The sequence below is a fragment of the Shewanella glacialipiscicola genome (assembly GCF_023283485.1).
In the GTDB taxonomy this organism is placed as follows: domain Bacteria; phylum Pseudomonadota; class Gammaproteobacteria; order Enterobacterales; family Shewanellaceae; genus Shewanella; species Shewanella glacialipiscicola.
Genome location: NZ_JAKILU010000019.1, coordinates 1 through 23,007 on the forward strand (window position 1 = coordinate 1; position 23,007 = coordinate 23,007).

The window sequence follows — 23,007 nt, forward strand, 5'->3', positions numbered from 1 at the left end:
TCTATCAAGGCGCACTCTCTGTTATATCAAGACTGCCAGTAGAGGCAAAAACCTATAAACAGCAATGGCTTATCAATTTAGTCAGGCGAGTGGGTATAAAACGTGCTTGTGTCGCGTTAATCAATAAAACCGTTCGAACCGCATGGGCATTGCTCAATTACAGAACCGAATATAACAGCCAGGCCATATAGGACATTGTTTTAGAAAGAGTTTTATAAATATTTTTAGGAAATGTTCAGCAAAATGCATTAACAAATAGGTAAGACCAACCTTCTGAAAACCTGTTTATCCCGACAGCGTTGATAACGCTACAATCTCGATAAGGACAGAAGGTGCGAATAGATCATGGGTTAGAAGATAGCTTCTTCAATAAAAAACCGTATATACGTGCGCATCTAATCTTTTTGTCAAAGCAATTGCTAAACAGGTGGAGTCCATATACGGAATAAGCTCTGCGTCTCTACAGGTTATTTTCCCCTTTATCTGCGTTAACTTTGCGACTAATAGCCCGCTATTAGGTACGCAAACTTGCCTTGATAACGGTAAAACTACCTCTGTAGAGTTAATTTTACGAATAAGGTAATAAGATTAATCAGTTACCACAGCCAATATCCCGAGTTCAGGTTAAATAGATTCATTTTTATTGACCCAGCCATGTTTGCTCGATAGCTTTTTACCACTACAACAATAACTTGTTAGCCTTTAAAGTATTATTCAGGATGTGGTGATGTTTACGGACGCGCTTTTTTGGTTAATCGCGATACCCGCCGTATTAATTACGGGTATTTCTAAATCGGGTTTTCGGGTGGAGTCGGCGGGTTAACTGTCCCACTATTGGCGTTAACGATTAGCCCAACTACAGCAGTCGCTATTATGTTGCCGTTACTAATCTATATGGATTTTTTAAGTGTACGTTCATGGTGGGGACAACATAATCCGCATCATTTACGGATATTACTGCCAGCTGCAATTGCGGGTATTCTGATTGGCTATTTACTGTTTGATCGGCTGAATGAAGCCTATTTGCGGGCTATTTTGGGTTGCGTGTCATTGGGGTTTGGTTTGTATGGTTTGATTCTTGGGGATAAAGCTCAAGCGTCACCTTCGCCATTGGTTGGACGGCTTTGTGGTTTAATGGCGGGATTTACCAGCTTTGTTGCCCATGCGGGCGGCCCACCACTTAACGCGTATTTATTGCCATTACGCTTAGCTAAACCTGAGTTTTTAGCTACAGCGATGGTGTTTTTTGCAGTAGTCAATTTAGTTAAACTTATTCCCTACAGCTTACTTGGGCAGATAAACCAAGAGAATATTATCGTCTCATTATTACTGGTGCCGCTTGCGTGGCTAGGTGTAAAACTCGGTTTATTTATCCAGAATAAAATTTCCGATAGGCTATTTAAACGCATTATTTTGATTTTAATGGTATTGGTGGGCGTGCGTTTATTATGGACGGCATTATAGATTTAAGCTTTAGGTTATCTAAATCTGCTAAAGTGCAGTGATATTTGAGTGTAGAGTGCTGCGGTATTAGGTTACTTTAGTGTTTGAGCGACTCTTAAGCTGAATTTTCTGATAGAAACTAAATGACTTTACTGTGAAATCTGCCTGCAATGAGTTAATGCTAATGAAACAATTACTGATAGTTATCTTAGCCTTAGGACTTGGTGCTTGTGCTAGCGCGCCAGAGCCTAAGCCTGTGGTAAAGCAAGTTGAACCTGTCTCGGTTTGGAACGATAACAACATCTCTGCATTGCATTCGGAGTGGCGCGGTGTGCCTTATCGTCTGGGCGGCGGTACTAAAAGGGGCATAGATTGCTCGGCCTTTGTTTCTGTTGCTTATCAAAAAATGTTAGGGCTAACACTGCCACGTACGGTTGAAGAACAACAAGCTCTCGGTAAACCTATATCTCGAAGCCAGTTACGCAAAGGTGATTTAGTATTTTTCAAGACGGGTTGGAGTTCGCACCATGTCGGTATTTATGTCGGTGATGATAGTTTTCTGCATGTGTCCACTAGCCAAGGGGTGAAAATTTCAAGTTTACATAACAGTTATTGGGCATCTAAGTATTGGAATGCACGGCGTATTTAATTCCACTATAGCCTTACGATAAGTAGAGAAGCATGCCACTAGAGCCTACGTTACCCCAGAGTGAGCCTTTACCCACTTCCGTTTTCCTTGCTATTTTTTCGGCGGTTTTTTTGCCTATGTTTCTGGCAGCGGTCGATCAAACCTTACTCGCCACAGCCACACCTGCGATTGTTGAAGATCTTGGCGGCCTGCGCCAAGCCTCGTGGATCACTATTGGTTATATGCTCGCGATGGCGGCTTCGGTGCCTATTTACGGTTGGTTAGGGGATAACTTTGGCCGCGCAAAAATCTTGATGATCGCCATCGTGATTTTTGCCTTGGGCTCTATCGTTTCTGCGAGCGCAGGCACGATGGACAATATGATCGCCGGACGCATCTTGCAGGGTATGGGCGGCGGCGGCTTAATGAGTTTGTCCCAGTCCTTGATTGGTGAGCTAGTACCTATTCGTCAACGGGCCCGTTTTCAAGGCTATTTTGCCGCTATGTTTACCCTCGCGAGTGTGGGCGGCCCTGTGATTGGCGGCTTAGTGGTGCACGCTTATTCATGGCACTGGCTATTTTGGGCGAATATTCCACTGTCCATATTGGCAGTATGGCGGCTCAATGGCTTACATAAACGCAGTATTAAACCCATACGCCAAGGCCAGTTTGACTTAGTGGGCGTGGTGTTATTTCCGCTCATTATCACAGCACTATTATATTGGTTATCGGTGGCGGGGCAGGAGTTTTCTTGGCTTTCAGTGACAAGTTTAGGGTTTGCCGTATTTGTCGTTTTAAGCTCTTTAGGATTGATAGTGTGGGAGCTGCGACGTGCGAGCCCATTTTTGCCGTTAGATTTACTCGCCAATAAGGCGGTATATATGCCGCTGCTGACCGCGGCACTGTTTGCGGCCTGCTTATTTGCGATGATCTTCTTTTTACCGATTTATTTGCAGGTGGGGTTAAATATCAATCCCGCCCAAACTGGTTTACTGCTATTGCCGATGACGTTCGGCATTGTAATAGGCTCGACGATGACCGGCCGCTTGTTAAGTAAAGACGTGGCACCTAAATGGTTACCGACTTTTGGTATGGGGTTAGCCTGTATTGGTTTGTTATTGATAAGTATTGTGCCGCAAAATGCCAATGTGATTGGCGGCTTAGGTGTGTTAGTTGGCATTGGTTTGGGCACAGTAATGCCGAGTGTGCAGCTTGTAGTGCAGAGCGTGTCTGGCAAGGCGCGGCTTAGCCAGATAACCGCTATGGTGTCACTGTGTCGCTCTATGGGCGCCGCCATCGGTACTGCATTGTTTAGTGTGCTGCTGTATGGTTTATTACCGCTAACGGATGCTGAATTTGGCATCGATGCCATAAAAAAATTGCCAATTGAGACAGTGCATCACGCCTTCCAATATGGTTTTATGGCCGCTGCAGGGGTGGCACTTTGTGCTGCGATAGTCGGTTTTTTATCGCCAGCGACCGCATTAAAAGATCACGATAGCGAAACGGCGCATTAAATGCGAGCAAGCTGAAGGTAAGTGCCAATACGTGACGAATGTCGACTTGCCACAGCACATTGAACCGCATATTTATGTTATTTTAGCCTCAGAGAATATAGCAGAAGCCGTTGTTATTTATACAATGGGCAAGTCATACATTGACGTTTGGGGAATGGGATTATGAGCAAAGCAAAAATCGGTATTGTGACGGTAAGTGATCGTGCTAGCGCGGGGATTTATGAAGATATCTCAGGCAAGGCGATTATCGACACGCTCAACGACTACCTCACCAGCGAGTGGGAGCCGATTTATCAAGTGATCCCCGATGAGCAGCATATAATTGAAGCGACGCTGATCAAGATGGCCGACGAGCAAGATTGCTGCTTAATTGTCACCACTGGCGGCACTGGCCCCGCTAAACGCGATGTTACCCCTGAAGCTACTGAAGCGGTATGCGATCGTATGATGCCAGGCTTTGGCGAATTGATGCGCGCTGAGTCATTAAAATTTGTGCCAACAGCAATTTTATCGCGCCAAACCGCGGGATTGCGTGGCGATTCTTTAATTGTGAACTTGCCGGGTAAACCTAAATCGATTCGCGAGTGTTTAGATGCGGTATTCCCCGCAATCCCTTATTGTATCGACTTGATGGAAGGGCCGTATTTAGAGTGTAACGAAGCGGTGATTAAACCCTTTAGACCTAAGGCAAAGTAATGTTAGGTCAATAACAAAAAGCCACTGAATATTCAGTGGCTTTTTGTTTTAATTGTTTTTTAGTCTCTATCGTTGATATGCCTCCTTTAAAGCCCAAAAATTACCTTTTCACTCTTGAGCGACCTTTCCATGCCAAAGGCGAGTAATACTGCAATGGCTAAGGTGCTGAGGGTCGAAACTAATAACTGCAACATGGGCAAGTCCTTACCTTTAATAAAGTCCATTAATGCTTGTTGCTGGCCCGATACGGGCAACCACTGCAGCATATCTGGCGCTATGTTGTAACTGGCGGCCATCGATAAAGCTAAGGGCACAAACAACACTATCGTTAGGTAGGATTGGGCCTCCTTAAAGGACTTTGCCATAAAAGACACAAACAGTTGTAAGCAAGCTGCCATCAACGCCACAGGGATACCCACCACTAACATCAGTGCCATAAATTCACTGGTGATGTTGACGCTAAAACCTAATTCTTGCCAAGGTACAAAGGTATAGGCAATTTTGGATACCAGTAAAATCAGCACTAATCCCAAGAGGGCAAACAGACTCACAGCGATGATTTTCGATAACACTAACTGGCGTGTCGTGAGCGGATGGCTTAGTAATAGCGCCAAAGAGTTACGTTCACGCTCGCCGGCACTGGTATCGATCGCGAGGTTCATGCCCGAGATAAATACCGAGTAAATCATAGTGAAAATCGCGATACCTAAGATCATTCCACCCTTAGAGTCTGTCGTCGCTTGGTCGTGGATATTGACCTTAAGTGGCTGCATTACGCGGGGATCGATACCGCGGGCAATCAAGCGTAGGCTGCCCATTTCTGTGCTGTAGGCTTGCAGTTGTCTTTCGAGTCTACGAATCGAGTTTTGCAGTTTCTCGTCTGAGTTATCGGCAACAATCGTTATCTCAGCACCTTTGCCTTGGTTCATTTGCGCGGCATAGTCGGTGCTAATAATCATTTCAATGGCTTTAAGATCTTGCGTGTCAGAGACTTTTTCCGTCAACGCTTTTGCCGTGCTGTCTTTAACGTCAGCTTCTTTAATATTGCCTTGAGTAATACCTTTATTTGATAAAAAACGCACTAGATCTGGGGCATTATCGGGATTGGTGATGGTGATTTTTAAGTCATCAGGGCTGGTAAGCTGGCCAATCAGTACCATAAATAAGCCACACATAATCAGCGGCGTGCCGATGGCGTAGTAGAGTCCTGCCATCACCGAGCGCTTATCACGGGCCGCATCAATGAGTTCCTTGCGCACCATTGTGATTATTTTATTCATGCTGCAATTCCTTCATCGGTACCGATAAGTTGGATAAAGGCTTCTTCGAGTGAATCTTTGCCCGTTTGGATACAAAGCTCGTTTGGGCTACCAATGGCCACCACTCGACCTTGCGCCATCACAATGACTTGGTCACACAGAGCGGCAACTTCTTGCATCACATGGCTAGAGAAAAGTACGCAATGTCCTTGATTTTTAAGGTCGATAAGAATATCGCGCAGCAGACGAGTGCTCATTACGTCGAGCCCACGGGTCGGCTCATCGAGGATAATATTACTTGGGCGGTGGACAATGGCCTGTGCGAGTGCGGTTTTCATCCTTTGCCCTTGGGAGAAACCTTTGCAGCGGCGATCGCTAATATCTTCAAGGCGCAATTTAGCAATCACTTGGCTGGTGGCCTCTTTAGCGTCTTTAGATGATAAGCCGCTCAGCTCGGCAAAATAGCGGATATATTCCCGTGGTGTTAAGCGCTCATACAAGCCAAAAGGATCGGGAAATAACCCGAGTTGTTGTTTCGCGCCGATAGGGTCGATGGCGACATCGATACCTTCGATTTCAGCTCTGCCGGTATCAGGTTTCAGTAAACCAAAAATAGTGCGTAAACACGTGGTTTTACCTGCGCCGTTGGGGCCGAGTAAACCGGTAATTTGGCCATTTTGTGCCTCGAAGCTTAAGTCATTGAGCGCCTGCACGTCACCGATGCGCTTGGAAAGATGGGATACTTTAATCATGGCTTATTCCTTAGCTCCAGTGCTGGCGTGATCATCTGTTGTCGTGGTTTTTGTGCTGGTCGCATTAAGCGGTTCCACCGAGCTGGCATTTAAATAAAAGCTGCGGCGCACATCTTTTTTTAAACACTCGCCGTCAAGATCGCTAACTGAGCCCGAGCGGACGAGATCGGCGATAAGCGTGTTGGCGCAGGATTGATAAGCGACGCCGTGGGTCGCGTAGGGCGCAATAAAGTGCTTGGCATTACTGAGTTTTTCCATTGCTAAATCGCCCCAACTGGGTGGTGTAGCAGGGTCTATTTCACCAGATAACAACAAGGTTGGGATATTGCTGCTGATAGGTTCGCTAAAGCTGTCATCGACCGCGGGGACTTTCCATACTGCACAAGTGGCTTCTAAGCCTTCGAGCATAGTTTTACCCATAAAGGATTGCTGGGCCTGCTCGCGCATGGCTGGTGTAATACGGTGCATATCTTCACCACAGACGACCGATGCGTGCATGCCCATCGCCATACCGCCATTTTCTAGGGTAAGGGCGTATAGACCGAGAATGGGTTGGAAATTATCTTTAGCGGCTTGGTGAATCGCATGGGGTACTAAGGCGCGCACGTTAGCCTGATACAGCGCCATGCGAATCGAGCCATAGAATTTACCGCGCGTCATCGTCAGCATGGTTTTTTCACCGCTGACAGGATCGTAAACATTTTTCATCACAGGCGCCTTAGCGAGTGATGCGGCTACTTGGTCGAATTCAGTTTTAAGCTCTGGGAATTGCGTATGACAAGCGGCGGTTTCTTGGCAATCTTTAAACAGTAAATCAAAACCACGATCAATTGCCGCGCCGATTTCTAACACACTTTGCTGCATTGGCACTATGCCGTCTAAGGTGACTGTGGCTAAGTGCTCGGGGTACAAACGCATGTAAAGTTGCGCCATACGCGTGCCGTAGGAAATGCCGTAAACATGCAATTTTTTATAGCCTAAATGTTGGCGCACCACTTCAAAGTCTTTAATCGCATTAAGGCTGCCATATTGGGTCACGTCAGCGTCGAGTTGCTCAAGGCATTTTTGTGCCTCAACTAAGGTATCAACATTGTCATCATCGAATGACAGTGGAGATTGCGCTCCTTCATCACAGGTCAGCAGATTCGAGCGGCCAGTGCCCCTTTGATCAATCAGTAAAATGTCCCGCTGTTGGCGTACTTTACTGAGCATGGCATCAAAACCAGCGGCGTTGTCGATAGCCGATTGCCCCGGGCCGCCAGCAATGGCGAGTAAGGCTTCTTCATGGTTGACATTTTTCACCGCGGGCAAGATGACGTAATGCACTTGGATCTGTTTGCCATCGGGTTTGTTAGGATTTTCTGGAACAGTAACAAAGCCGCAATTTAAACGGTCTGATACGCCCTCAACATAACAAGTGTCTGTCTTACTTGCTGTTTTTTTATCTTGGCTGATTACATCACTCGCCCAAGTGGCTGTACTGGCGATAGTCAGCAGAAGGACACTTAATATATCGCTAGGCTTTAACCTCATTGGCGCAAGACGCTGAACGGCTTGGTGGGACTTCCTATATGTCGTGCCGCGTATCATAAGCGCTTTCCTTTTTGCTGTTCAGGAGGAACTTTTGTTTAATTAGAACTATATCAATGCATTAATATAGTGTGTGAAGCTAATGTTAGCGCTTTTAAATGTCAACTTTAGTCGTGGATAATTTACCTACAAACCATTATACGAACAAAATGTACGATTAATGGTGAGTGTCTATCTTTGTTGTTTTTGTGGCGTAATGGTTCACTGAATGGCTGCTTTATATCAGATAGGCTATTGATGTTAATAGGAAGGATTGTGTTGATTTGGGGTAAGAAAAAGCATTGGAAGGAGGGCGTGATACAAACTTAACTGAATGTTTATAGCGTGATTTAGGCTGCATTTGCACAAGATTAGAGCAAAAACTCTTAGGTTTTATTTAGCCTTCAGGTAGAATGCAAAAAAAGCGGTACACTTGTAAGCTAAAAGGTGAGTCACTTATGTCTCTTGAACAATATCATGTTATTCGACTATTACAGCAGCAGAGTCAGTCTTTAAAAGACGCCATTGCGCTGCAAGGTTTCGAAATGGCCGCGCCTTGGTCTTTGGTGAGCTGGCAAGCATTCGATCATATTAGCAGTAAAATTGCACAAGTGTTGATTCAACTCGGCGTACAAGTGCAAGACCGCTGTATTATTTTGGCGCAAAACTGCCCGCAGTGGACCTGTGCCGATATTGGTACACTCAAAAGTCGTGCCGTTGTGGTGCCTATTTATCCCACCAGTACCCTTGAACAGGCGAGCTTTATCGTTAACGATGCTGCCGCTAAAGTCATCTTTGTGGATGATGCTAAGCAATATGCCATGGCCTGTGAACTACAAAAGCTATGTCCTAGTCTAGAGCATGTCATTGTATTCGATGTCAGCGTGGCGCTTGCGGCTAATAAGGTTGAGCAACACTGGCATTTAGACACTTTACTAGCCGCTAACGATGAGCAGAAGGCTGAACAAAAAACCGAACTTAATCAACGTCTACAAGCGGCTAATCTCGACGATTTACTGACCCTAATTTATACTTCTGGCACGACGGGCGACCCGAAGGGCGTGATGCTGGATTACCGCAACATGGCTTCGACTATACGCCAACATGATCAAAAACTGGCTTTTCAGAGTGGCGATGTGTCTTTGGCATTTTTACCCCTAAGCCATGTGTTTGAACGCAGTTGGAGTTTCTACGTTTTATGCCGTGGCGGTCATAACGTCTATTTGCAAAATACCCAAAGAGTAAAAGAGGCGATTAGCGCAGTACGCCCACATACTTTGTGTGTTGTGCCACGTTTCCTCGAAAAAGTTTACAGCGCTGTACAAGATAAAGTCACCAAATCACCAGCTAGCCGTAAAAAGCTGTTTGCTTGGGCAATGCGTGTCGGTCAACGGCAGTTTGAAGTTGCTCAGGGTCGTGCCAAAGGTGGATTGTGGCTATCACTACAAGGGCGTGTGGCGCATAAACTCGTATTTAGCAAGTTGCACACAGTGCTTGGCGGCCGGCTGAAGTTTATGCCCTGCGGCGGTGCGGCCTTAGATATTAATGTGGGTAATTTCTTCCACGCTATCAATATTCCAGTGCTATGTGGTTATGGCATGACAGAAACCAACGCTACAGTGACCTGCAACACTTTAGACAATCGAGTGCCAGGTTCAAATGGCCAACCTTTGCTGGAAACTGAAATCAAACTGGGTAAAGATGACGAGATCCTCGTGCGCGGCGCCGCTGTGATGCGTGGCTATTATAATCGCCCAGAAGATACCGCCGCCGCCTTTGAGGATGGTTGGTTAAAAACCGGTGATGCAGGGCGTTTAGATGCTAACGGTAACCTATTTATTACCGACCGCATTAAAGAGCTGATGAAAACCTCCAACGGTAAATACATTGCGCCACAAAGGATTGAAGGTGCTGTCGGCTGTTGTCCTTTTATCGAACAAGTGGCCATTATTGCCGATGCTCGTAACTATGTGACTGCCTTGATTGTGCCTGCGTTTGAGTCTCTGGAAGCGTGGGCAAAAGACAAGGGCCTCAAGTATGAGTCAACTCTAGAATTGCTGCGCCACAGCCACGTAGTCGCGCATTTTGAGCAACGTCTGAAGCAGTTACAGCATGAGTTAGCAGGTTTTGAGCAGATCAAAAAGTTCACTCTATTGCCCGATGCGTTTTCGATGGAAGCAGGGTTAATCACCCCAACACTTAAGTTACGGCGTAAGATGATTTACCATAAATATGCTCACGAAATTAATGCAATGTACAACAACTGATCCTTAAGCTGTTGTTACTAAAGGCCGCTATGCGGCCTTTTTGTTTTTCATTTTAAGCGCTGAGCTAGGCCTATTTTGGGTTTGTTTGGACGTTTGGGTCTGTTAGGCTATGTATAAATATGACTGTGACTACTTAATTAAAGTCGCCAATAGTTTTCACGATAGATAACATTGATACCAAACCCTGTTCAGCCATCAGGGGTCACCCGTCAAACTTAAATTACCCTGTAGTTGATTTATAAATAACAATAAAAAAGGAAGTGTGCATGTCAGTCATTGAATACAGCCTCGAAATATCTCCAAGATTCACCGAAACCGATGGGCTAGGTCATATCAACAACACTGTGATCCCCGTGTGGTGTGAGGCGGCGCGTAAACCTATCTTTGAGATATTTAATCCAGAGTTGGATTTGCAGCATTGGAATCTTATTGTCGCGGGGTTTACGGTGGCCTTTATTGCACCGACTTATTACGGTAAAGACGTTACGGTGAAAACCTACGTGAGCCGCATCGGTAACAGTAGCTTTGAGCTAACACAAACCTGTTGGCAGGCTGGACATAAGACGGCAGAGGTCAAAACGACGTTGGTGCATTACGACTATAAAATCGAAAAAAGTTGCCCTATTGCAGAGGATATCCGTGCAGTACTAGCGGGCTTACAAGGTGAAATTATTTAATGTTTCGCTAATCTTGGTTAAGCGCAATTGCAATTGCGCTTGTTTAACGTTAATTTGGCGCCCGCAAACTGTGATACAGGTATCTAATCTGTAATGCATTGATAATATTCAGCCCGGATTAACACAATGAGATTCTATTTTACCCGCATGCGCTCTAAAGATATTTGTCCGCCTAGACAACCACTTAAAAAAATAGTGTGGTCGTGGGTTGGCGCATTTTGTGGTATCTACCTGGTGGCTAGTCTTGCTTTTTATTTTAGTGAAAATCCAATCGGTACTATGTTTGTGATTGGCTCATTCGGAGCATCGGCAGTACTGGTGTACGGCGCACCACTGGCAGAGTTTTCACAGCCACGTAATTTAATCGGTGGCAGTGTGTTGTCAGCATTAATCGGGGTTGCGGTTTATCAGCTGTTTACAGATTATATGGTGCTTGCCTGTGCTTTAGCGGTATCACTATCTATCGCGTTAATGTACCTCACTCGCACTCTGCACCCACCGGGCGGTGCAACGGCATTGATTGCCGTGATTGGCGGCGAAAACGTGCATCAACTTGGCTTTCTCTACGCCATAATGCCAGTATTTTTAGGCTCTGTACTATTATTGCTGGTGGCACTGGTAGTTAATAACCTCTCCACCGATCCTAAGCGCCATTACCCTGTGTATTGGATTTAACAACGTTACTGTAAACGGGTTATTTCAAAAACTTCTGTACATACCAGCAGCTGGCTTGGATAGCCAAATCTTGGCCTTTAGCCCACTTTAAGCCGTGGCGAACTAAGCGCTCGGCAAGTCCTTTACCGCGCAGTTCGTTAGGGACAAAAGTACGGCTAAAATCGATATCTTTGCCTGATAATTGGTATTCCAACATCGCCTCATGGCCATCGACAGGGATAATAAAGCGCTGCTTATCTATTTGATGTTCAACGGCTATTTCGATATTTTCGTTATCTGACATACATACTTTCCTCAAGGTATGGCTTAAAGTGTGCTGATAATTTATCTATGGGCGTAGATAGCTTAGCGCTTAAGCAAGTTCATGCTGTTTGAGGATCGACAGCAGTTCTACGGGTAACTCGGCCTTTTTGCCTGTTCTAAAGTTGAACATCACCGCGACGGAAGTCCCTAGGGTTGTCACAGCCTGTTGCTGTTTACTAAAAGCTTGATAATGCATGGTAAATCTATCGCTGTGGATGTCGCTAATACTAACACTCACCAATAAAGTATCGGGAAAGGTTACTGGGCGTTTATAGCGTGCTTGATTTTCGCTAATCACTGGGCCAATACCGGATTGATACAAGCTATCTAACGGAAAGAGGCGATTAAAAAAGTCGATACGCGCCGTCTCAAAATAGCGGAAATACACCACATTATTCACATGTTGCAGAGCATCCATTTCGCCCCATGCCACGGGGATTTGAGTGACGATGGGATTGATTGCGAGAAACTTTTCCTGTGCCTGCTGTTGTGCACCTGCTTGTATCTGTTCCATGGTAAAAATCTCTGGTTAAAACGCTCGTTTAAGGGATCCAGACTAGCAGTATAAAATTACGGCGACAAGTATTGTCCCGTATAGCATCTATTATTAATAATGGTGTATTAAATAAATATTAATAACGTTTTTAAATGGTTATGGTAAGTTACCTGTGTTGAGTAAGTGATGGCGACAATTTTTTTGGCGATAAAAGAAACAAGGTTACTCAGTGTTAAACCTATCTAAACTGACTTGAATAGCGTCATAAAATAGTCTTGTTTATCGTGTCGTATTTGGGGCTAAATGTGAGTCGTTGTTAGCCATTTACTAGAGCCGTTGGGATGACTATTGTCACTGGTCTGGTTTATTTCAGCCGCAATTGCTGTGTGCCTTAATCATTAATGGAAGATAAATTGATAATGAATTTAAGTCCTTACACCAAAGCTGCTCGCGAATATCTGCGGCAAGTGACTTTACCTTCACCTTGTCAGCTCCGATTAGGATTGAGTAAACTATGGTGTTACATCAGCCAAGGTATTGCTCGGTTATCCTTTGCGCAAAAATTATATCTTATCGCCTTGATATTAGCTTTCAGTGGCGATCTGATGGGCGTAGTCGCTGTGATTGCCGTAATCGCTATGGCCATCGAGTTTTGGCCTGTGTTCGAGCGGGTTTGGCACAGTTTGGCGGGCAAAGCTGTGTTGTTGCTGTTTTATGCGATGATTGCCAACTTTGCTTTGGGCTGGTCTGGTGCGATAGTTAACGAAGTGGTTGGGGTCTCAGCAAGCGATCTCAATTACACCCATAACTTAGCGATTCTACTCTATATGCCCGCTTGGTTTTTGATGGTAAGCGCGATCGTGCTACTGGCATTGCAGTTGATTATCCCTGTCTATTTAGTATTGATATTTTTGCTTAAACCTTTAGGTATCAAATCGTTACGGATTACCTCGCATACTTCATTCCGTAAAACGACTTTTTTGATCCGTATCGTGCTAGCGACTGTGGTTTTGTATCACTTGAGCCTGTTAATTGATTTAGAGACTCGTATTGAAACCTCGTTTGGCAACTTTATTACCTCTCCCCAAGAAGCCGCTAAGCATGCTCCTCGCGAGCCTAAATCGGGACGGTTGCCGGATGCGACCGATGTGCTGACGGTACCGCTTGTAGAGCTAACTCAGACTGCTCTTGATTCTGAAAGCGATAAATCGAGCAAGGCTGAGAATAGTAATGATGACGGCGAGCTGGAAGAGGAAGAGCGCAAAAAGGCCTACGCTTCGGTGCGAACTCAATATCAGTACTTAGTGCGGCAATGGCTAGCTACGTTCGCATTTTCACTTGAAGCCAATGGCCGCTCGCGTTGTAAAAAGCCTGCCGAGTCGAATGTGATTGAATTAAATGATTACGAGATTTTGTTGATCACACCCGATAAGAATGCGGATTATGGTTATCGTTTTGAGGTGGAAAAATGTATCTCGGCCGCGTTTCCGCTGGCGGTGAAGGGTAATTGAGTCAATTAATAAAAAAGCGACCACAAGGTCGCTTTAGTTTTATCGGCTAAATCAGCTTGAGCTGACTGAGTCGACTATCGTGTTATTCAACCATCACGTTATTCAATAATCGCATTATTCAATCAGCAGCTCATCGAAGCTGCTGATTTTGCGGAACTCGCCAGTGCGTTGCTTGCTGTCGCGAACCATTTGGCAGGTCATCATGCCCGCAGCGTCGGCAGCCTTTAATTCTTCAATAACATCAGACACAAACAGCACTTGTTTGGGGCTTAAACTGATAGTGTTGAGGATATTGCAGTAAGCCTGCTTATCTAATTTGTTGCCCGTGCGGGTGTCGAAATGGCCGTTAAACATTTCAGTTAAATCGCCGCCGTCACTGTGGCTGAACAACAGTTTTTGCGCGTCGACAGAGCCGGATGAAAAGCTGTAAATACGCAGATTTTGTGCGCTAAAACGTTTCACCGCTTCAATAAAGTCTGGAAAGATATGGCCCTTAAATTCGCCATGGGCATAGCCTTGCTTCCAAATTAACCCTTGTAAGGTTTTAAGTGGCGTAGCTTTACGGTCTTCGTTGACCCACTGTTGCAGGATCTCAGTTACACGCGCTAAGTCAGCCTCCGGCTCTAGGGCGATATCTTTAGTGTCACAAATACAGTTTTCAACCAATACATTGTGTTGGTTCTGTTCTAAAAAGTCTGGCAAGGCTTTGACAGAATAGGGGAATAGTACATCTTGGATAAAGTTTAGGTCTGTCGTGGTGCCTGCTGTGTCTACGACTATGGCTCTGATACCCATAATGTTTTGATACTCCACAATATGTTGGCTAAAAAAGTGCTACGTCGATCCTAAGCGTTATTGGCAATATTGGCTAGTCTATTTCGCCCAAGTAGATGGGCAAATTGTGGTTGATATCACTAAGCGATAAATTTGAAATTTGATTAATCTAATAATTTTAAAAGCTTATCTACTGATCATCTGAGAAAGCCTGCGCTTGATACTGCATTTTATCTATTTTTTCGTGCACTATTCTGTGACGAACATAAGACTATAGTCTTAATAGCTAAGGGAAATTTAGGCTGCTATTGTAGTTTACACCTTGTTTCTACGTTATGTTGCATAGGCAGTCATTTTGGGGTGACGCAGGGGAATTTTATGGCCAATAAGAGAGATGTTAAATGAAATATTTACCCGCTGTTGGTTTTGGTATCTTATTAGCTTTATTGAGTTTTATCAGCTTCTCATTTGTCGCGAGTGCGGGTTATATGTTAGAGATGTTGAGCGGCGCACCTGATATTAACCAGAACAGTGTGGAGTATCTTTTGTTAGCTGCCCACGATGCAGGTTTGCTGATATTGATTGCGGGCCTAGTGCTTTATGCTTACCACAGGATATTTCCTACACTTCCCTTCGATTGGTTTGCCGCTGTGTTTATCCAAATGCCACTTGGTTTAGCAGTGCTGGTACTCGATGGCATTAACTTCAACTTACTGTCATTTAAAGGTTTTGCACTGACGTTGACGACCTTTACTGCCTCTTTTGGGGTGTTAATCATATTTTGGCTATTGCAGCGCAAAGCGAAGCGTTTGCAGACTATATGCCCAACTAAATAGTTGCCGAATTTTAGTTGTTGAATTTACAGGGCATAACGTAGACGCGACGCGGTTTGCTCAATAGATGACAGCGCCAGCCATTGTTCCCGTATTTCTACTATCTCTTTTGAATAATCGGTAATCAGTACATCAGCGCCAAGTGCTGACATGCGTAGCATTTGTCGTGGATTATTCACTGTCCATACACGCACTTGCTATGTGCACTATCGATAAATTTACAGCCTAGAGCTGAACCTCAGAGATAAAAAATCTGTCTTGCGTCACAGCGTTAGATATAAGGCGCGGATTGCAGTGTCATTATCTGAACTTTGGCTGAATTGAGTTATCACAGCATTATCCATGTGATTATTAATCTTCAAATCTACCGAGGAAGCGCTTAATGAAACAAGCCGCGTTGATTGCCTTATTGCTGTGTTCACCACTCGTGTATGCCGACATAGATAATATTGAAAAGATAAATGATATTAGTGCATTGCAGCAGAATGATAGCCAATTGCTGAGTTCTGGTTTACCAAGTGAGTCGCAATTTACTCAACTTAAACAAACCGGTGTTGATGTGGTGATTAATCTGATGCCTGATAACAATAAAGGTGCTCATCAAGATGAGGCTAAGTGGGTGACGCAAGCAGGCATGGAGTATGTATATATTCCGGTCGATTGGCAAAATCCACAACTTACCGATGTGGAAACCTTCTTTAAGGCTATGGATGCGCACGCAGGCCAAGATATTTTAGTGCATTGCTTTGCTAACTATCGCGCCTCAGCATTTGTTTATTTATATCAATTAAAACAAGGTAAGAAGCCCGATATGGTGCAGACTATGGCTCCATGGGGTGACGAGTTAGCCCGTTATCCACAGTGGCAAGTGTTGCTAAATGAAGTTCGCACTAAGTATAAATTTTGATTTATCAATATAGTCGCAGGTATAAAATATCGGTTGATAAATGAATCGGTATTTTTTATTTGAATATAACGCAGCTCTCTTTTCAGATGTTGATTTTTATATGGATGGAGTGAGTGGTTTAATTATATTGCAGTAGGTAGGTGATAATAAATGGTCAACTAGTTTTTTAAAGATCTATTATTTGGTAAAAAGGTTTGGTTTTTATTATTTTTCCTTCTTGAATTAATTCATTAATAATACGTCGATATGAGCGCGTTGTAATGCCGAGTTTTTTAGCGCCTAATGTAGAAGATAGTTTAAACTGTTCTTCATTAGCTAGGTTTCTCGCTTCTAATATTTGGTTGATAATGCTGGCTTTAGTCGGTTGTGTTAGATTACTGATGAGCTCGTGCATATTTCTATTATATCGTTTAGTAATCAAAGAAGTAATATACATAAACATATCTGAGTTTTTTTCTACAACTTTTATAAAATTGGCTTTAGATATCCGATATAATGTGCCTGATTTATTAGATCTCACACTAAATAAAGAGCTATTGTTTTCTTGGAAAAACTCCATCTCACCTAAAAAACCAGTATAGTCATCTTCCACTTTTAGAATAAACTCATTACCACTTGAGTTGATATACGATATTGTTAAACTCGCATTCTCACAAAATAATAGTTCTGACACTTGCTTAGATTGTCTAAGTAAGTAGGTATTCTTACTGTACTTAATCTCTGCAATACCCATAGCCTTAACAATAGTAGTAATGTCTTCCATAAGTATCTGTACTGTAGTCAATAGCATATAATTTAACATTTTATTATACGCTTGCGCTATTGAATAGCAATCTATACTTATATATGCAACATTGAGGCTGTGGATTGATCTTGTGAGTTTGATTTACTGTCTAGTTATAATAAATAAGTGGCTAAAAGGATTAGCCACTTATTAACGTGTAGTCTTTAGGGTGATATTAAGACCGTTATATTTTAAGTGCGGTTTCTAATGCGACTTTAACCATTTCGTGCAGATCGGTTCTGCGTTCATCAGCGGTTAAATATTCATGGCGAGTAATATGGTCTGTTACTGTGCACAGTGCGAGCGCGCGGCATTGATGTTCAGCAGCAAGTGTATAAAGCGCATTCACTTCCATCTCGACACCGAGCACGCCATATTTTGCCATTACAGCATAATCGTTTTCATTAGGACGATAAAATAGATCCGATGAAAATACATTACCGACTTTAAACGTAACTGAGGTTGTTTTTAATACCTCATAACACGCTTGTAATAGCTCAAAGTTTGCAATAGCGGCAAGGTCATGGTCTAAAAATCGAATTCGATTAGTTTTAGAGTCAGTAGAAGCGCCCATAGCCACAATTAAATCTTTTAAGTGGATGTTATCTGATATCGCACCGCAACTACCGACTCTAATAAAGTTTTTCACGCCAAAGGTTGTCATAAGTTCATGAAAGTAGATAGAGGCAGAAGGTGCACCCATACCATGGCCCATAACAGAAATAGCTTTAGACTTGTATTTGCCTGTAAAGCCTAACATTCCGCGAATATTCGTGACTTCTTTAACGTCTTCTAAATAGGTTTCTGCAATGAGTTTTGCTCGCAGTGGATCGCCTGACATGATAATGGTTTCTGCAAAATCACCTGGATTTGCATTGATATGTGGAGTCGACATGTTTCACCTCAAAATTTATATTAAAGACACTAGGCCGCCAGCAATCGTGCCGGACATTAAATTAGCTAAAATCGCTGCCAAAAGAACTTTTGGACCAATTTGAGAGATCACTTCTCTTTTATCTGGGCACATGGCAGCGATACCACCGACGACCATGGCAAGGGAGCCAATATTGGCAAATCCACACAGACTGAACACGACAATTGCCTGTGTTTTATCTGACAGGGTGCTGGAGATTTCTAAAAAATGGATATAAGCAACAAACTCATTAATGGCAATCTTTTGGCCAATGATTGAACCTGCTTGTATTGCCTCAGACCAAGGTACGCCCATCAAAAATGCCAGTGGTGCCAGTAGGTAACCAATGATCATTTCGAGCGTAAGATTATCAATACTGAACAAGTGACCAAAACCACCAATGAGTCCGTTTAATAAGGCGATAAGCGCGACAAACGACACTAATAAGGCGGTAACAGTGATGACTTGGTTCATCCCCATTAACGAACCATCGGTAATGGCTTCGAGTAAACCTTTAGGCTGCTCTGCGGCATCAATTTCGATTTCATTTTTGACTAAATGTTGTTCTGTTTGTGGACACAGTAACTTGGCAAATAACAGACCCGCTGGCGCGGTCATAAAACAGGCTGTGAGAATATATTTAGGATCAATACCTAGGTTGATATAGCCCACCATAGTACCACCGGCAACACTGGCTAATCCGCCTGTCATCACGGCAAATAACTCTGAACGTGTCATGTTCTTTACCAGCGGACGTACCATCGAAGGCGCTTCAATCGGACCGACGAAAATATTGGCCGTTGCAGAGAGTGATTCCGCTTTACTGGTACCTAATACTTTGGCAAGCGCGCCACCAATGATATTGATGACAAACTGCATTACCTTTAAATAGTAGAGAACTGAGATTAACGCAGAGATGAATATCACGACACATAGGACGTTGATCACGAAAACGAAACCCACTTTATAATTGGCTAAGTCGCCAAAAACAAAGCTTAATCCCGCATTTGAGAACGCGATAACGCTGTTGACGCCACTACTCATGGCTTCAATAATAGTGACACCTACCGGTACAAACATTACAAATGCACCCAGTAAAATTTGCAGTGTTAATGCACCTCCAATCGTTTTAAATTTTACATGGCGTTTATTCTCAGAGAATAAGTAACCAATCAAAATCAGAACAGCAACACCGATACAGCTCATTAGTGTAGACATAGGTCAATCCATCATTTTTGTAGTAGATCGTTTTTTGTTGTAGATGAATCATTGAGGATTTTTTCTTTAAAAAAACGGACATTTTTCCGATTTAACGATAAAAGTGTGGTTATTTGCAGCGCATCACAGAGGTTGAGTTCAAGCTTTGCCTTAAATGTTAAGCGGTATTTCATCACCTCGATTCTGTTAAATCACTCGATATAGTTGATATGGTCAATCAAAATCTATATTGTTGACGTTATCAACTATGTCGAGGGTCTTTTATGCCGTCATTGTCACTTAGCGAAACCTTGCACTCATTAGTCCATGCCTATAAAAAGCAATTACGTAACGATATTGCCGCACAAAAGATTGATTTACCTGTCACCCATATCCGTGCGTTAAAGGGTATTTGTCGTAATCCTGAATCTACAGCGCAGTCTATTGCCCTGCGGATGCAGCGGGATAAAGCACAAATTACGCGTGTTCTCAATGAGCTGCAGCACAGTGGCTTTATCACTAAAGTTGATAACCCTAAGGATGGTCGTAGCCAGTTACTGCGGCCAACGGCTGAGGGGGAAAAAATCATGAGGCAGGTCAATATCTCTGAGCGCAAAACAGTCGCACACATGACGCAGGCCCTCTGCCCCGATGAAGTTGCTACTTTTATTCAACTTGCCAATAGAATAAGTAAGAGTGTCGATGAGACATTTAGTGCGAATAGCGTAACGCAAAAAAGATTGTCTACTGAGCGTAAAAGCTCTGTGGAAAAAGTAAGTATTGCACCACAGCTAATGGCAGAACACGCAGCTGTAGAGCCTTCAATTGAGGATGAACACAATGAATAAGCCGCCGCCACGTGAGTTACAAGTTATCCGCCGCACTTATATTACTCCGCATATGCTACGCATCAGCTTAGGCGGCGCCGGATTTGCGGGTTTTCCGGCCTCACAAGAGAGCGCCTATATCAAATTGTTATTCTCGCAAACGGGTGAGCGTCCATTGATGCGCACCTACACTATTCGTCAGCAACGCGATAATGAAATTGATGTAGACTTTGTGCTACACGATACCGACGGACCCGCATCAGGTTGGGCAAAAACAGCGCAAGTGGGCGATATGATTCAAATTGGTGGTCCTGGGCTTAAAAAACTGATCAATTTTGAGGCGGATTGGTTTTTACTCGCCGGTGATATGACTGCGTTGCCCGCCATTAGTGTCAATTTGGCACTCTTGCCAAAAGATGCCGTCGGTTACGCCGTGATTGAAGTGCTAAGTGAAGCCGACATTCAGCCTTTAATACATCCTGAAAATGTTGAGCTGCTTTGGGTAATAAACCCAGAAGCTGATCCCGAAGGTCGCCCTTTGGTTGAGCGGATTGTCCAATTACCTTGGCTTACTGGTGAGCCAGCCGTGTGGATTGCCTGCGAATTTAACAGCATGCGTGCGCTAAGAAGACATTTTAAGCAAGCGCATGTATTGCCTAAGAGTCATTTTTACACTTCAAGCTATTGGAAAATCGGTTGTAATGAGGGTGAGCACAAGTTGGTAAAGCAAGAAGATGAGCAGCAAGAAAGTGCTATGAATTCTTAAGAAAGATAAGGTCGCTATGTTTGATTTAGCAACCTCATCTTACTTGCAGCTTATCCTGTATTTGTGGCGAGTACCTTCATGTTACTGATGTACTAATATGCCGTTTTTCACTACATCTTTGCAGGGGTTTACGCCGTAGCTGTAGGCTAACTGCGCTGGAGTGGCGATATCCCACAGACAGAAATCGGCTTGTTTGCCAACCACTAAACTGCCGACTCTATCTTCAATGCCTAAGGCTTTGGCGGCATTTAAGGTGAGACCTTTTAAGGCTTCTTCTGGGGTTAAGCTGAATAAAGTGCAGCCCATATTCAGCATTAATAGGGTTGAGCAAATAGGCGATGATCCAGGGTTAAAGTCGCTGGCGAGCACTATAGGTACACCGTATTGACGCAGTAAATCTATAGGTGGTTTTTGCGTTTCCCGTAAAAAGTAAAATGCACCCGGTAGTAGCACAGCGCAGGTGCCGCTTTCACTCAAGGCTTTAACGCCTGCTTCATCTAAATATTCAATATGATCTACAGACTTAGCGCCAAGCCGCGCTGCCAATGCTGAGCCACCCATATTGGTTAACTGCTCTGCATGGAGTTTAATCTCTAATCCTGCCGCTTTGGCTGCGCTGAGTACACGCTCAGTTTGTTCGAGATTAAAAGCAATATTTTCGCAGAATACATCTACCGCATCGGCCAGATTCTCGGCGATCACGGCTGGCAGCATCTCGTTGATAATCAAGTCAACATAGCCATCGCTATTGTCTTTATATTCTGGCGGAATAGCATGGGCGCCAAGAAAAGTCGTTTTGACATCCACATGGTGATGTTCACCTAATTCTCTGGCAACGCGGAGGATTTTTAATTCAGTTTCAGTATCTAAGCCATAGCCTGACTTAATTTCAACCGTAGTTACCCCTTCTTTAGCAAGCGCATTTAAACGCTGACGACCGAGCTCAAATAATTCTGCTTCATCGGCTTCACGGCAGGCTTTAACAGTAGAAATAATACCGCCCCCGGCGCGGGCTATGTCCTCATAACTGGCGCCCTGTAAGCGTAATTCAAATTCATTGGCGCGATTACCTGCAAAAATTAAGTGTGTGTGGGCGTCAATCAATCCAGGGGTTATCCAGCCACCTTTACCTCGGTAAACGGGGGTTGCCAATACATCAAAGGCGGGCAGTTCGCTACGCGGGCCAAGCCAAGCAATTTTGCCCTGTTTGACTGCGATAGCTGCATGGGTGATTGCACCATAAGGTGCTGATATGGAAGGGTCCATAGTGGCTAAGTTAACGTCAATCCAAACCTGATCCCAAGACATGTGTTCCCCTCGCTGCGTTGACATTTTGCCCCTGCGCAGTCGTTATCATTGAAAATTATGTGAGCTAGCTTGTATTTACTTGTATATACAAGCTAGGATTGTAGCCGCTATTTTAATCGTTTGAAAGCGTCGTTACATTCGTTAGCGTGAGCTTATTCGCTCGCATTTATTCTCTCAGTTTAAAGGAAATGTCTTGGCTATTCCTAAGTTTGCCGAAATTAAGCAATACATTATCGCGTGTATCGAGTCGGGCGAGTGGGAAGAAAATGCCCGTGTACCGTCTGAGAATCAACTCGCTGAATTGTTTACCTGTAGCCGGATGACGGCGCGACGTGCGCTGACTGAGCTAACCGATAACGGTGTACTTGAGCGCTCGCAAGGGCTTGGCACCTTTGTGGCGGGGCGTAAATCGCAATCGTCCATGCTGGCAATTCGCAATATTGCCGACGAGATCAAAGACCGCGGCCATGGCTACAGCGTGCAGCAACTTTTATTACGGCAAATGAATGCTTCAGCAGCTATCGCTATAGCGCTCGAAGTTGATTTAGATAGCCCTATTTTTCATTCAATATTAGTGCATTGCGAGCAAGGCTTACCGCTGCAAGTTGAAGAACGCTATGTGAATCCCGTATTAGTGCCGGACTATTTATTGCAAGATTTTAGCCTGCAAACACCACACGAATATTTATCACAGGTAGCGCCGCTCACCGAAGCACACCATACGATTGAGGCGGTTATTGCCAATAGCGAATTACAGCAAAGGTTGGCTATTCCAGCGACAGAACCTTGTTTACAGATTTTACGCCGCACTTGGTCACGCCAAGGCGTTGTCAGTTTTGCACGATTAGTTCACCCCGGAAGCCGCTTTAAGCTTGGCGGCCATTTAACCTTTAGCAAGTAGATTT

23 protein-coding genes and 2 pseudogenes are annotated in these 23,007 nt (G+C 44.1%); 14 read left to right on the forward strand and 11 right to left on the reverse strand.

Features of this window, described 5'->3' with window-relative positions; genetic code table 11:
* The 5 genes and pseudogenes from L2717_RS13595 to mog form a co-directional block, all read left to right on the forward strand.
* Nucleotides 1-191: pseudogene (locus L2717_RS13595) on the forward strand (IS110 family RNA-guided transposase); the annotation flags it as partial.
* A gap of 536 nt (nucleotides 192-727) precedes the next feature.
* Nucleotides 728-1,464: pseudogene (locus L2717_RS13600) on the forward strand (sulfite exporter TauE/SafE family protein).
* A gap of 163 nt (nucleotides 1,465-1,627) precedes the next feature.
* Complete coding sequence (locus L2717_RS13605) at nucleotides 1,628-2,092, forward strand: NlpC/P60 family protein (protein WP_220774029.1); 465 nt, start codon at nucleotides 1,628-1,630, stop codon at nucleotides 2,090-2,092.
* 32 nt (nucleotides 2,093-2,124) lie between these two features.
* Nucleotides 2,125-3,588 carry an MFS transporter gene (locus L2717_RS13610; protein ID WP_220774030.1) on the forward strand — a complete coding sequence of 488 codons (1,464 nt, stop codon included), beginning with the start codon at nucleotides 2,125-2,127 and terminating at the stop codon, nucleotides 3,586-3,588.
* Between the two features lie 162 nt (nucleotides 3,589-3,750).
* Nucleotides 3,751-4,284, forward strand: a complete 534-nt coding sequence (gene mog / locus L2717_RS13615) for a molybdopterin adenylyltransferase (RefSeq protein ID WP_220774031.1) — start codon at nucleotides 3,751-3,753, stop codon at nucleotides 4,282-4,284.
* Between the two features lie 86 nt (nucleotides 4,285-4,370).
* On the opposite strand, the gene L2717_RS13620 is transcribed toward mog, so the two are convergent.
* Genes L2717_RS13620 through L2717_RS13630 form a run of 3 tightly spaced genes read right to left on the reverse strand, consistent with a single transcriptional unit; the run spans nucleotide 4,371 to nucleotide 7,828 of the window.
* Entirely contained in the window at nucleotides 4,371-5,564 is a 1,194-nt protein-coding gene (locus tag L2717_RS13620; RefSeq protein WP_220774032.1) for an ABC transporter permease, read from the reverse strand.
* Nucleotides 5,561-6,295, reverse strand: a complete 735-nt coding sequence (locus tag L2717_RS13625) for an ABC transporter ATP-binding protein (RefSeq protein WP_220774033.1) — start codon at nucleotides 6,293-6,295, stop codon at nucleotides 5,561-5,563. The genes L2717_RS13620 and L2717_RS13625 overlap by 4 nt, the downstream gene beginning before the upstream one ends.
* 3 nt (nucleotides 6,296-6,298) lie before the next feature.
* On the reverse strand, nucleotides 6,299-7,828 hold the full coding sequence (locus tag L2717_RS13630) for an alpha/beta hydrolase (RefSeq protein WP_373316156.1): 1,530 nt from the start codon (nucleotides 7,826-7,828) through the stop codon (nucleotides 6,299-6,301).
* Between the two features lie 494 nt (nucleotides 7,829-8,322).
* Here L2717_RS13630 and L2717_RS13635 point away from each other — a divergent pair, with 494 nt between their 5' ends.
* From L2717_RS13635 to L2717_RS13645, 3 genes are all read left to right on the forward strand, one after another.
* Nucleotides 8,323-10,131, forward strand: coding sequence for an AMP-dependent synthetase/ligase (locus L2717_RS13635; RefSeq protein WP_220774035.1), 1,809 nt, complete (start codon nucleotides 8,323-8,325; stop codon nucleotides 10,129-10,131).
* A gap of 266 nt (nucleotides 10,132-10,397) precedes the next feature.
* Complete coding sequence (locus tag L2717_RS13640; protein ID WP_220774036.1) at nucleotides 10,398-10,808, forward strand: acyl-CoA thioesterase; 411 nt, start codon at nucleotides 10,398-10,400, stop codon at nucleotides 10,806-10,808.
* A 126-nt stretch (nucleotides 10,809-10,934) separates the two neighbouring features.
* Nucleotides 10,935-11,483 (forward strand): HPP family protein, encoded by a 549-nt coding sequence (locus tag L2717_RS13645; protein WP_220774037.1) that lies wholly within the window; start codon nucleotides 10,935-10,937, stop codon nucleotides 11,481-11,483.
* A 19-nt stretch (nucleotides 11,484-11,502) separates the two neighbouring features.
* On the opposite strand, the gene L2717_RS13650 is transcribed toward L2717_RS13645, so the two are convergent.
* Complete coding sequence (locus L2717_RS13650) at nucleotides 11,503-11,766, reverse strand: GNAT family N-acetyltransferase (protein ID WP_220774038.1); 264 nt, start codon at nucleotides 11,764-11,766, stop codon at nucleotides 11,503-11,505.
* A gap of 69 nt (nucleotides 11,767-11,835) precedes the next feature.
* Nucleotides 11,836-12,300, reverse strand: coding sequence for an acyl-CoA thioesterase (locus L2717_RS13655; protein WP_220774039.1), 465 nt, complete (start codon nucleotides 12,298-12,300; stop codon nucleotides 11,836-11,838).
* A gap of 401 nt (nucleotides 12,301-12,701) precedes the next feature.
* Here L2717_RS13655 and L2717_RS13660 point away from each other — a divergent pair, with 401 nt between their 5' ends.
* Complete coding sequence (locus L2717_RS13660; protein WP_220774040.1) at nucleotides 12,702-13,793, forward strand: hypothetical protein; 1,092 nt, start codon at nucleotides 12,702-12,704, stop codon at nucleotides 13,791-13,793.
* A 114-nt stretch (nucleotides 13,794-13,907) separates the two neighbouring features.
* On the opposite strand, the gene mtnC is transcribed toward L2717_RS13660, so the two are convergent.
* Nucleotides 13,908-14,588, reverse strand: a complete 681-nt coding sequence (gene mtnC, locus L2717_RS13665; protein WP_220774041.1) for an acireductone synthase — start codon at nucleotides 14,586-14,588, stop codon at nucleotides 13,908-13,910.
* A 380-nt stretch (nucleotides 14,589-14,968) separates the two neighbouring features.
* On the opposite strand from mtnC, the gene L2717_RS13670 reads away from it, so the two are divergent.
* Nucleotides 14,969-15,403, forward strand: a complete 435-nt coding sequence (locus L2717_RS13670; RefSeq protein ID WP_220774042.1) for a hypothetical protein — start codon at nucleotides 14,969-14,971, stop codon at nucleotides 15,401-15,403.
* A 23-nt stretch (nucleotides 15,404-15,426) separates the two neighbouring features.
* On the opposite strand, the gene L2717_RS13675 is transcribed toward L2717_RS13670, so the two are convergent.
* On the reverse strand, nucleotides 15,427-15,594 hold the full coding sequence (locus tag L2717_RS13675) for a hypothetical protein (RefSeq protein WP_220774043.1): 168 nt from the start codon (nucleotides 15,592-15,594) through the stop codon (nucleotides 15,427-15,429).
* A gap of 188 nt (nucleotides 15,595-15,782) precedes the next feature.
* Between L2717_RS13675 and L2717_RS13680 the strand changes: the two genes are divergently transcribed.
* Nucleotides 15,783-16,307 (forward strand): protein tyrosine phosphatase family protein, encoded by a 525-nt coding sequence (locus tag L2717_RS13680; protein ID WP_220774044.1) that lies wholly within the window; start codon nucleotides 15,783-15,785, stop codon nucleotides 16,305-16,307.
* Nucleotides 16,308-16,473: 166 nt separating this feature from the next.
* Here L2717_RS13680 and L2717_RS13685 read toward each other — a convergent pair whose 3' ends face one another.
* The 3 genes from L2717_RS13685 to L2717_RS13695 all read right to left on the reverse strand — a co-directional run bounded on the left by L2717_RS13685 (nucleotide 16,474) and on the right by L2717_RS13695 (nucleotide 19,222).
* Complete coding sequence (locus tag L2717_RS13685) at nucleotides 16,474-17,070, reverse strand: Crp/Fnr family transcriptional regulator (protein WP_248938075.1); 597 nt, start codon at nucleotides 17,068-17,070, stop codon at nucleotides 16,474-16,476.
* A 205-nt stretch (nucleotides 17,071-17,275) separates the two neighbouring features.
* Nucleotides 17,276-17,986, reverse strand: a complete 711-nt coding sequence (deoD, locus tag L2717_RS13690) for a purine-nucleoside phosphorylase (RefSeq protein WP_220774595.1) — start codon at nucleotides 17,984-17,986, stop codon at nucleotides 17,276-17,278.
* Between the two features lie 15 nt (nucleotides 17,987-18,001).
* On the reverse strand, nucleotides 18,002-19,222 hold the full coding sequence (locus L2717_RS13695) for a NupC/NupG family nucleoside CNT transporter (protein WP_220774594.1): 1,221 nt from the start codon (nucleotides 19,220-19,222) through the stop codon (nucleotides 18,002-18,004).
* Nucleotides 19,223-19,485: 263 nt separating this feature from the next.
* On the opposite strand from L2717_RS13695, the gene L2717_RS13700 reads away from it, so the two are divergent.
* Both L2717_RS13700 and L2717_RS13705 read left to right on the forward strand, forming a co-directional pair.
* A complete protein-coding gene (locus tag L2717_RS13700) occupies nucleotides 19,486-20,049 on the forward strand; it encodes a MarR family winged helix-turn-helix transcriptional regulator (protein ID WP_220774593.1) in 564 nt (187 codons plus the stop codon).
* On the forward strand, nucleotides 20,042-20,794 hold the full coding sequence (locus L2717_RS13705) for a siderophore-interacting protein (protein ID WP_220774592.1): 753 nt from the start codon (nucleotides 20,042-20,044) through the stop codon (nucleotides 20,792-20,794). Before L2717_RS13700 ends, L2717_RS13705 begins: the two co-directional genes overlap by 8 nt.
* Nucleotides 20,795-20,875: 81 nt before the next feature.
* Here L2717_RS13705 and hutI read toward each other — a convergent pair whose 3' ends face one another.
* The gene (hutI, locus tag L2717_RS13710; RefSeq protein ID WP_220774591.1) at nucleotides 20,876-22,102 is read right to left on the reverse strand and encodes an imidazolonepropionase; all 1,227 of its coding nucleotides are present in this window, start codon (nucleotides 22,100-22,102) and stop codon (nucleotides 20,876-20,878) included.
* 193 nt (nucleotides 22,103-22,295) lie between these two features.
* On the opposite strand from hutI, the gene hutC reads away from it, so the two are divergent.
* The gene (hutC, locus tag L2717_RS13715; protein ID WP_220774590.1) at nucleotides 22,296-23,003 is read left to right on the forward strand and encodes a histidine utilization transcriptional repressor HutC; all 708 of its coding nucleotides are present in this window, start codon (nucleotides 22,296-22,298) and stop codon (nucleotides 23,001-23,003) included.
* Nucleotides 23,004-23,007: the final 4 nt, after the last annotated feature.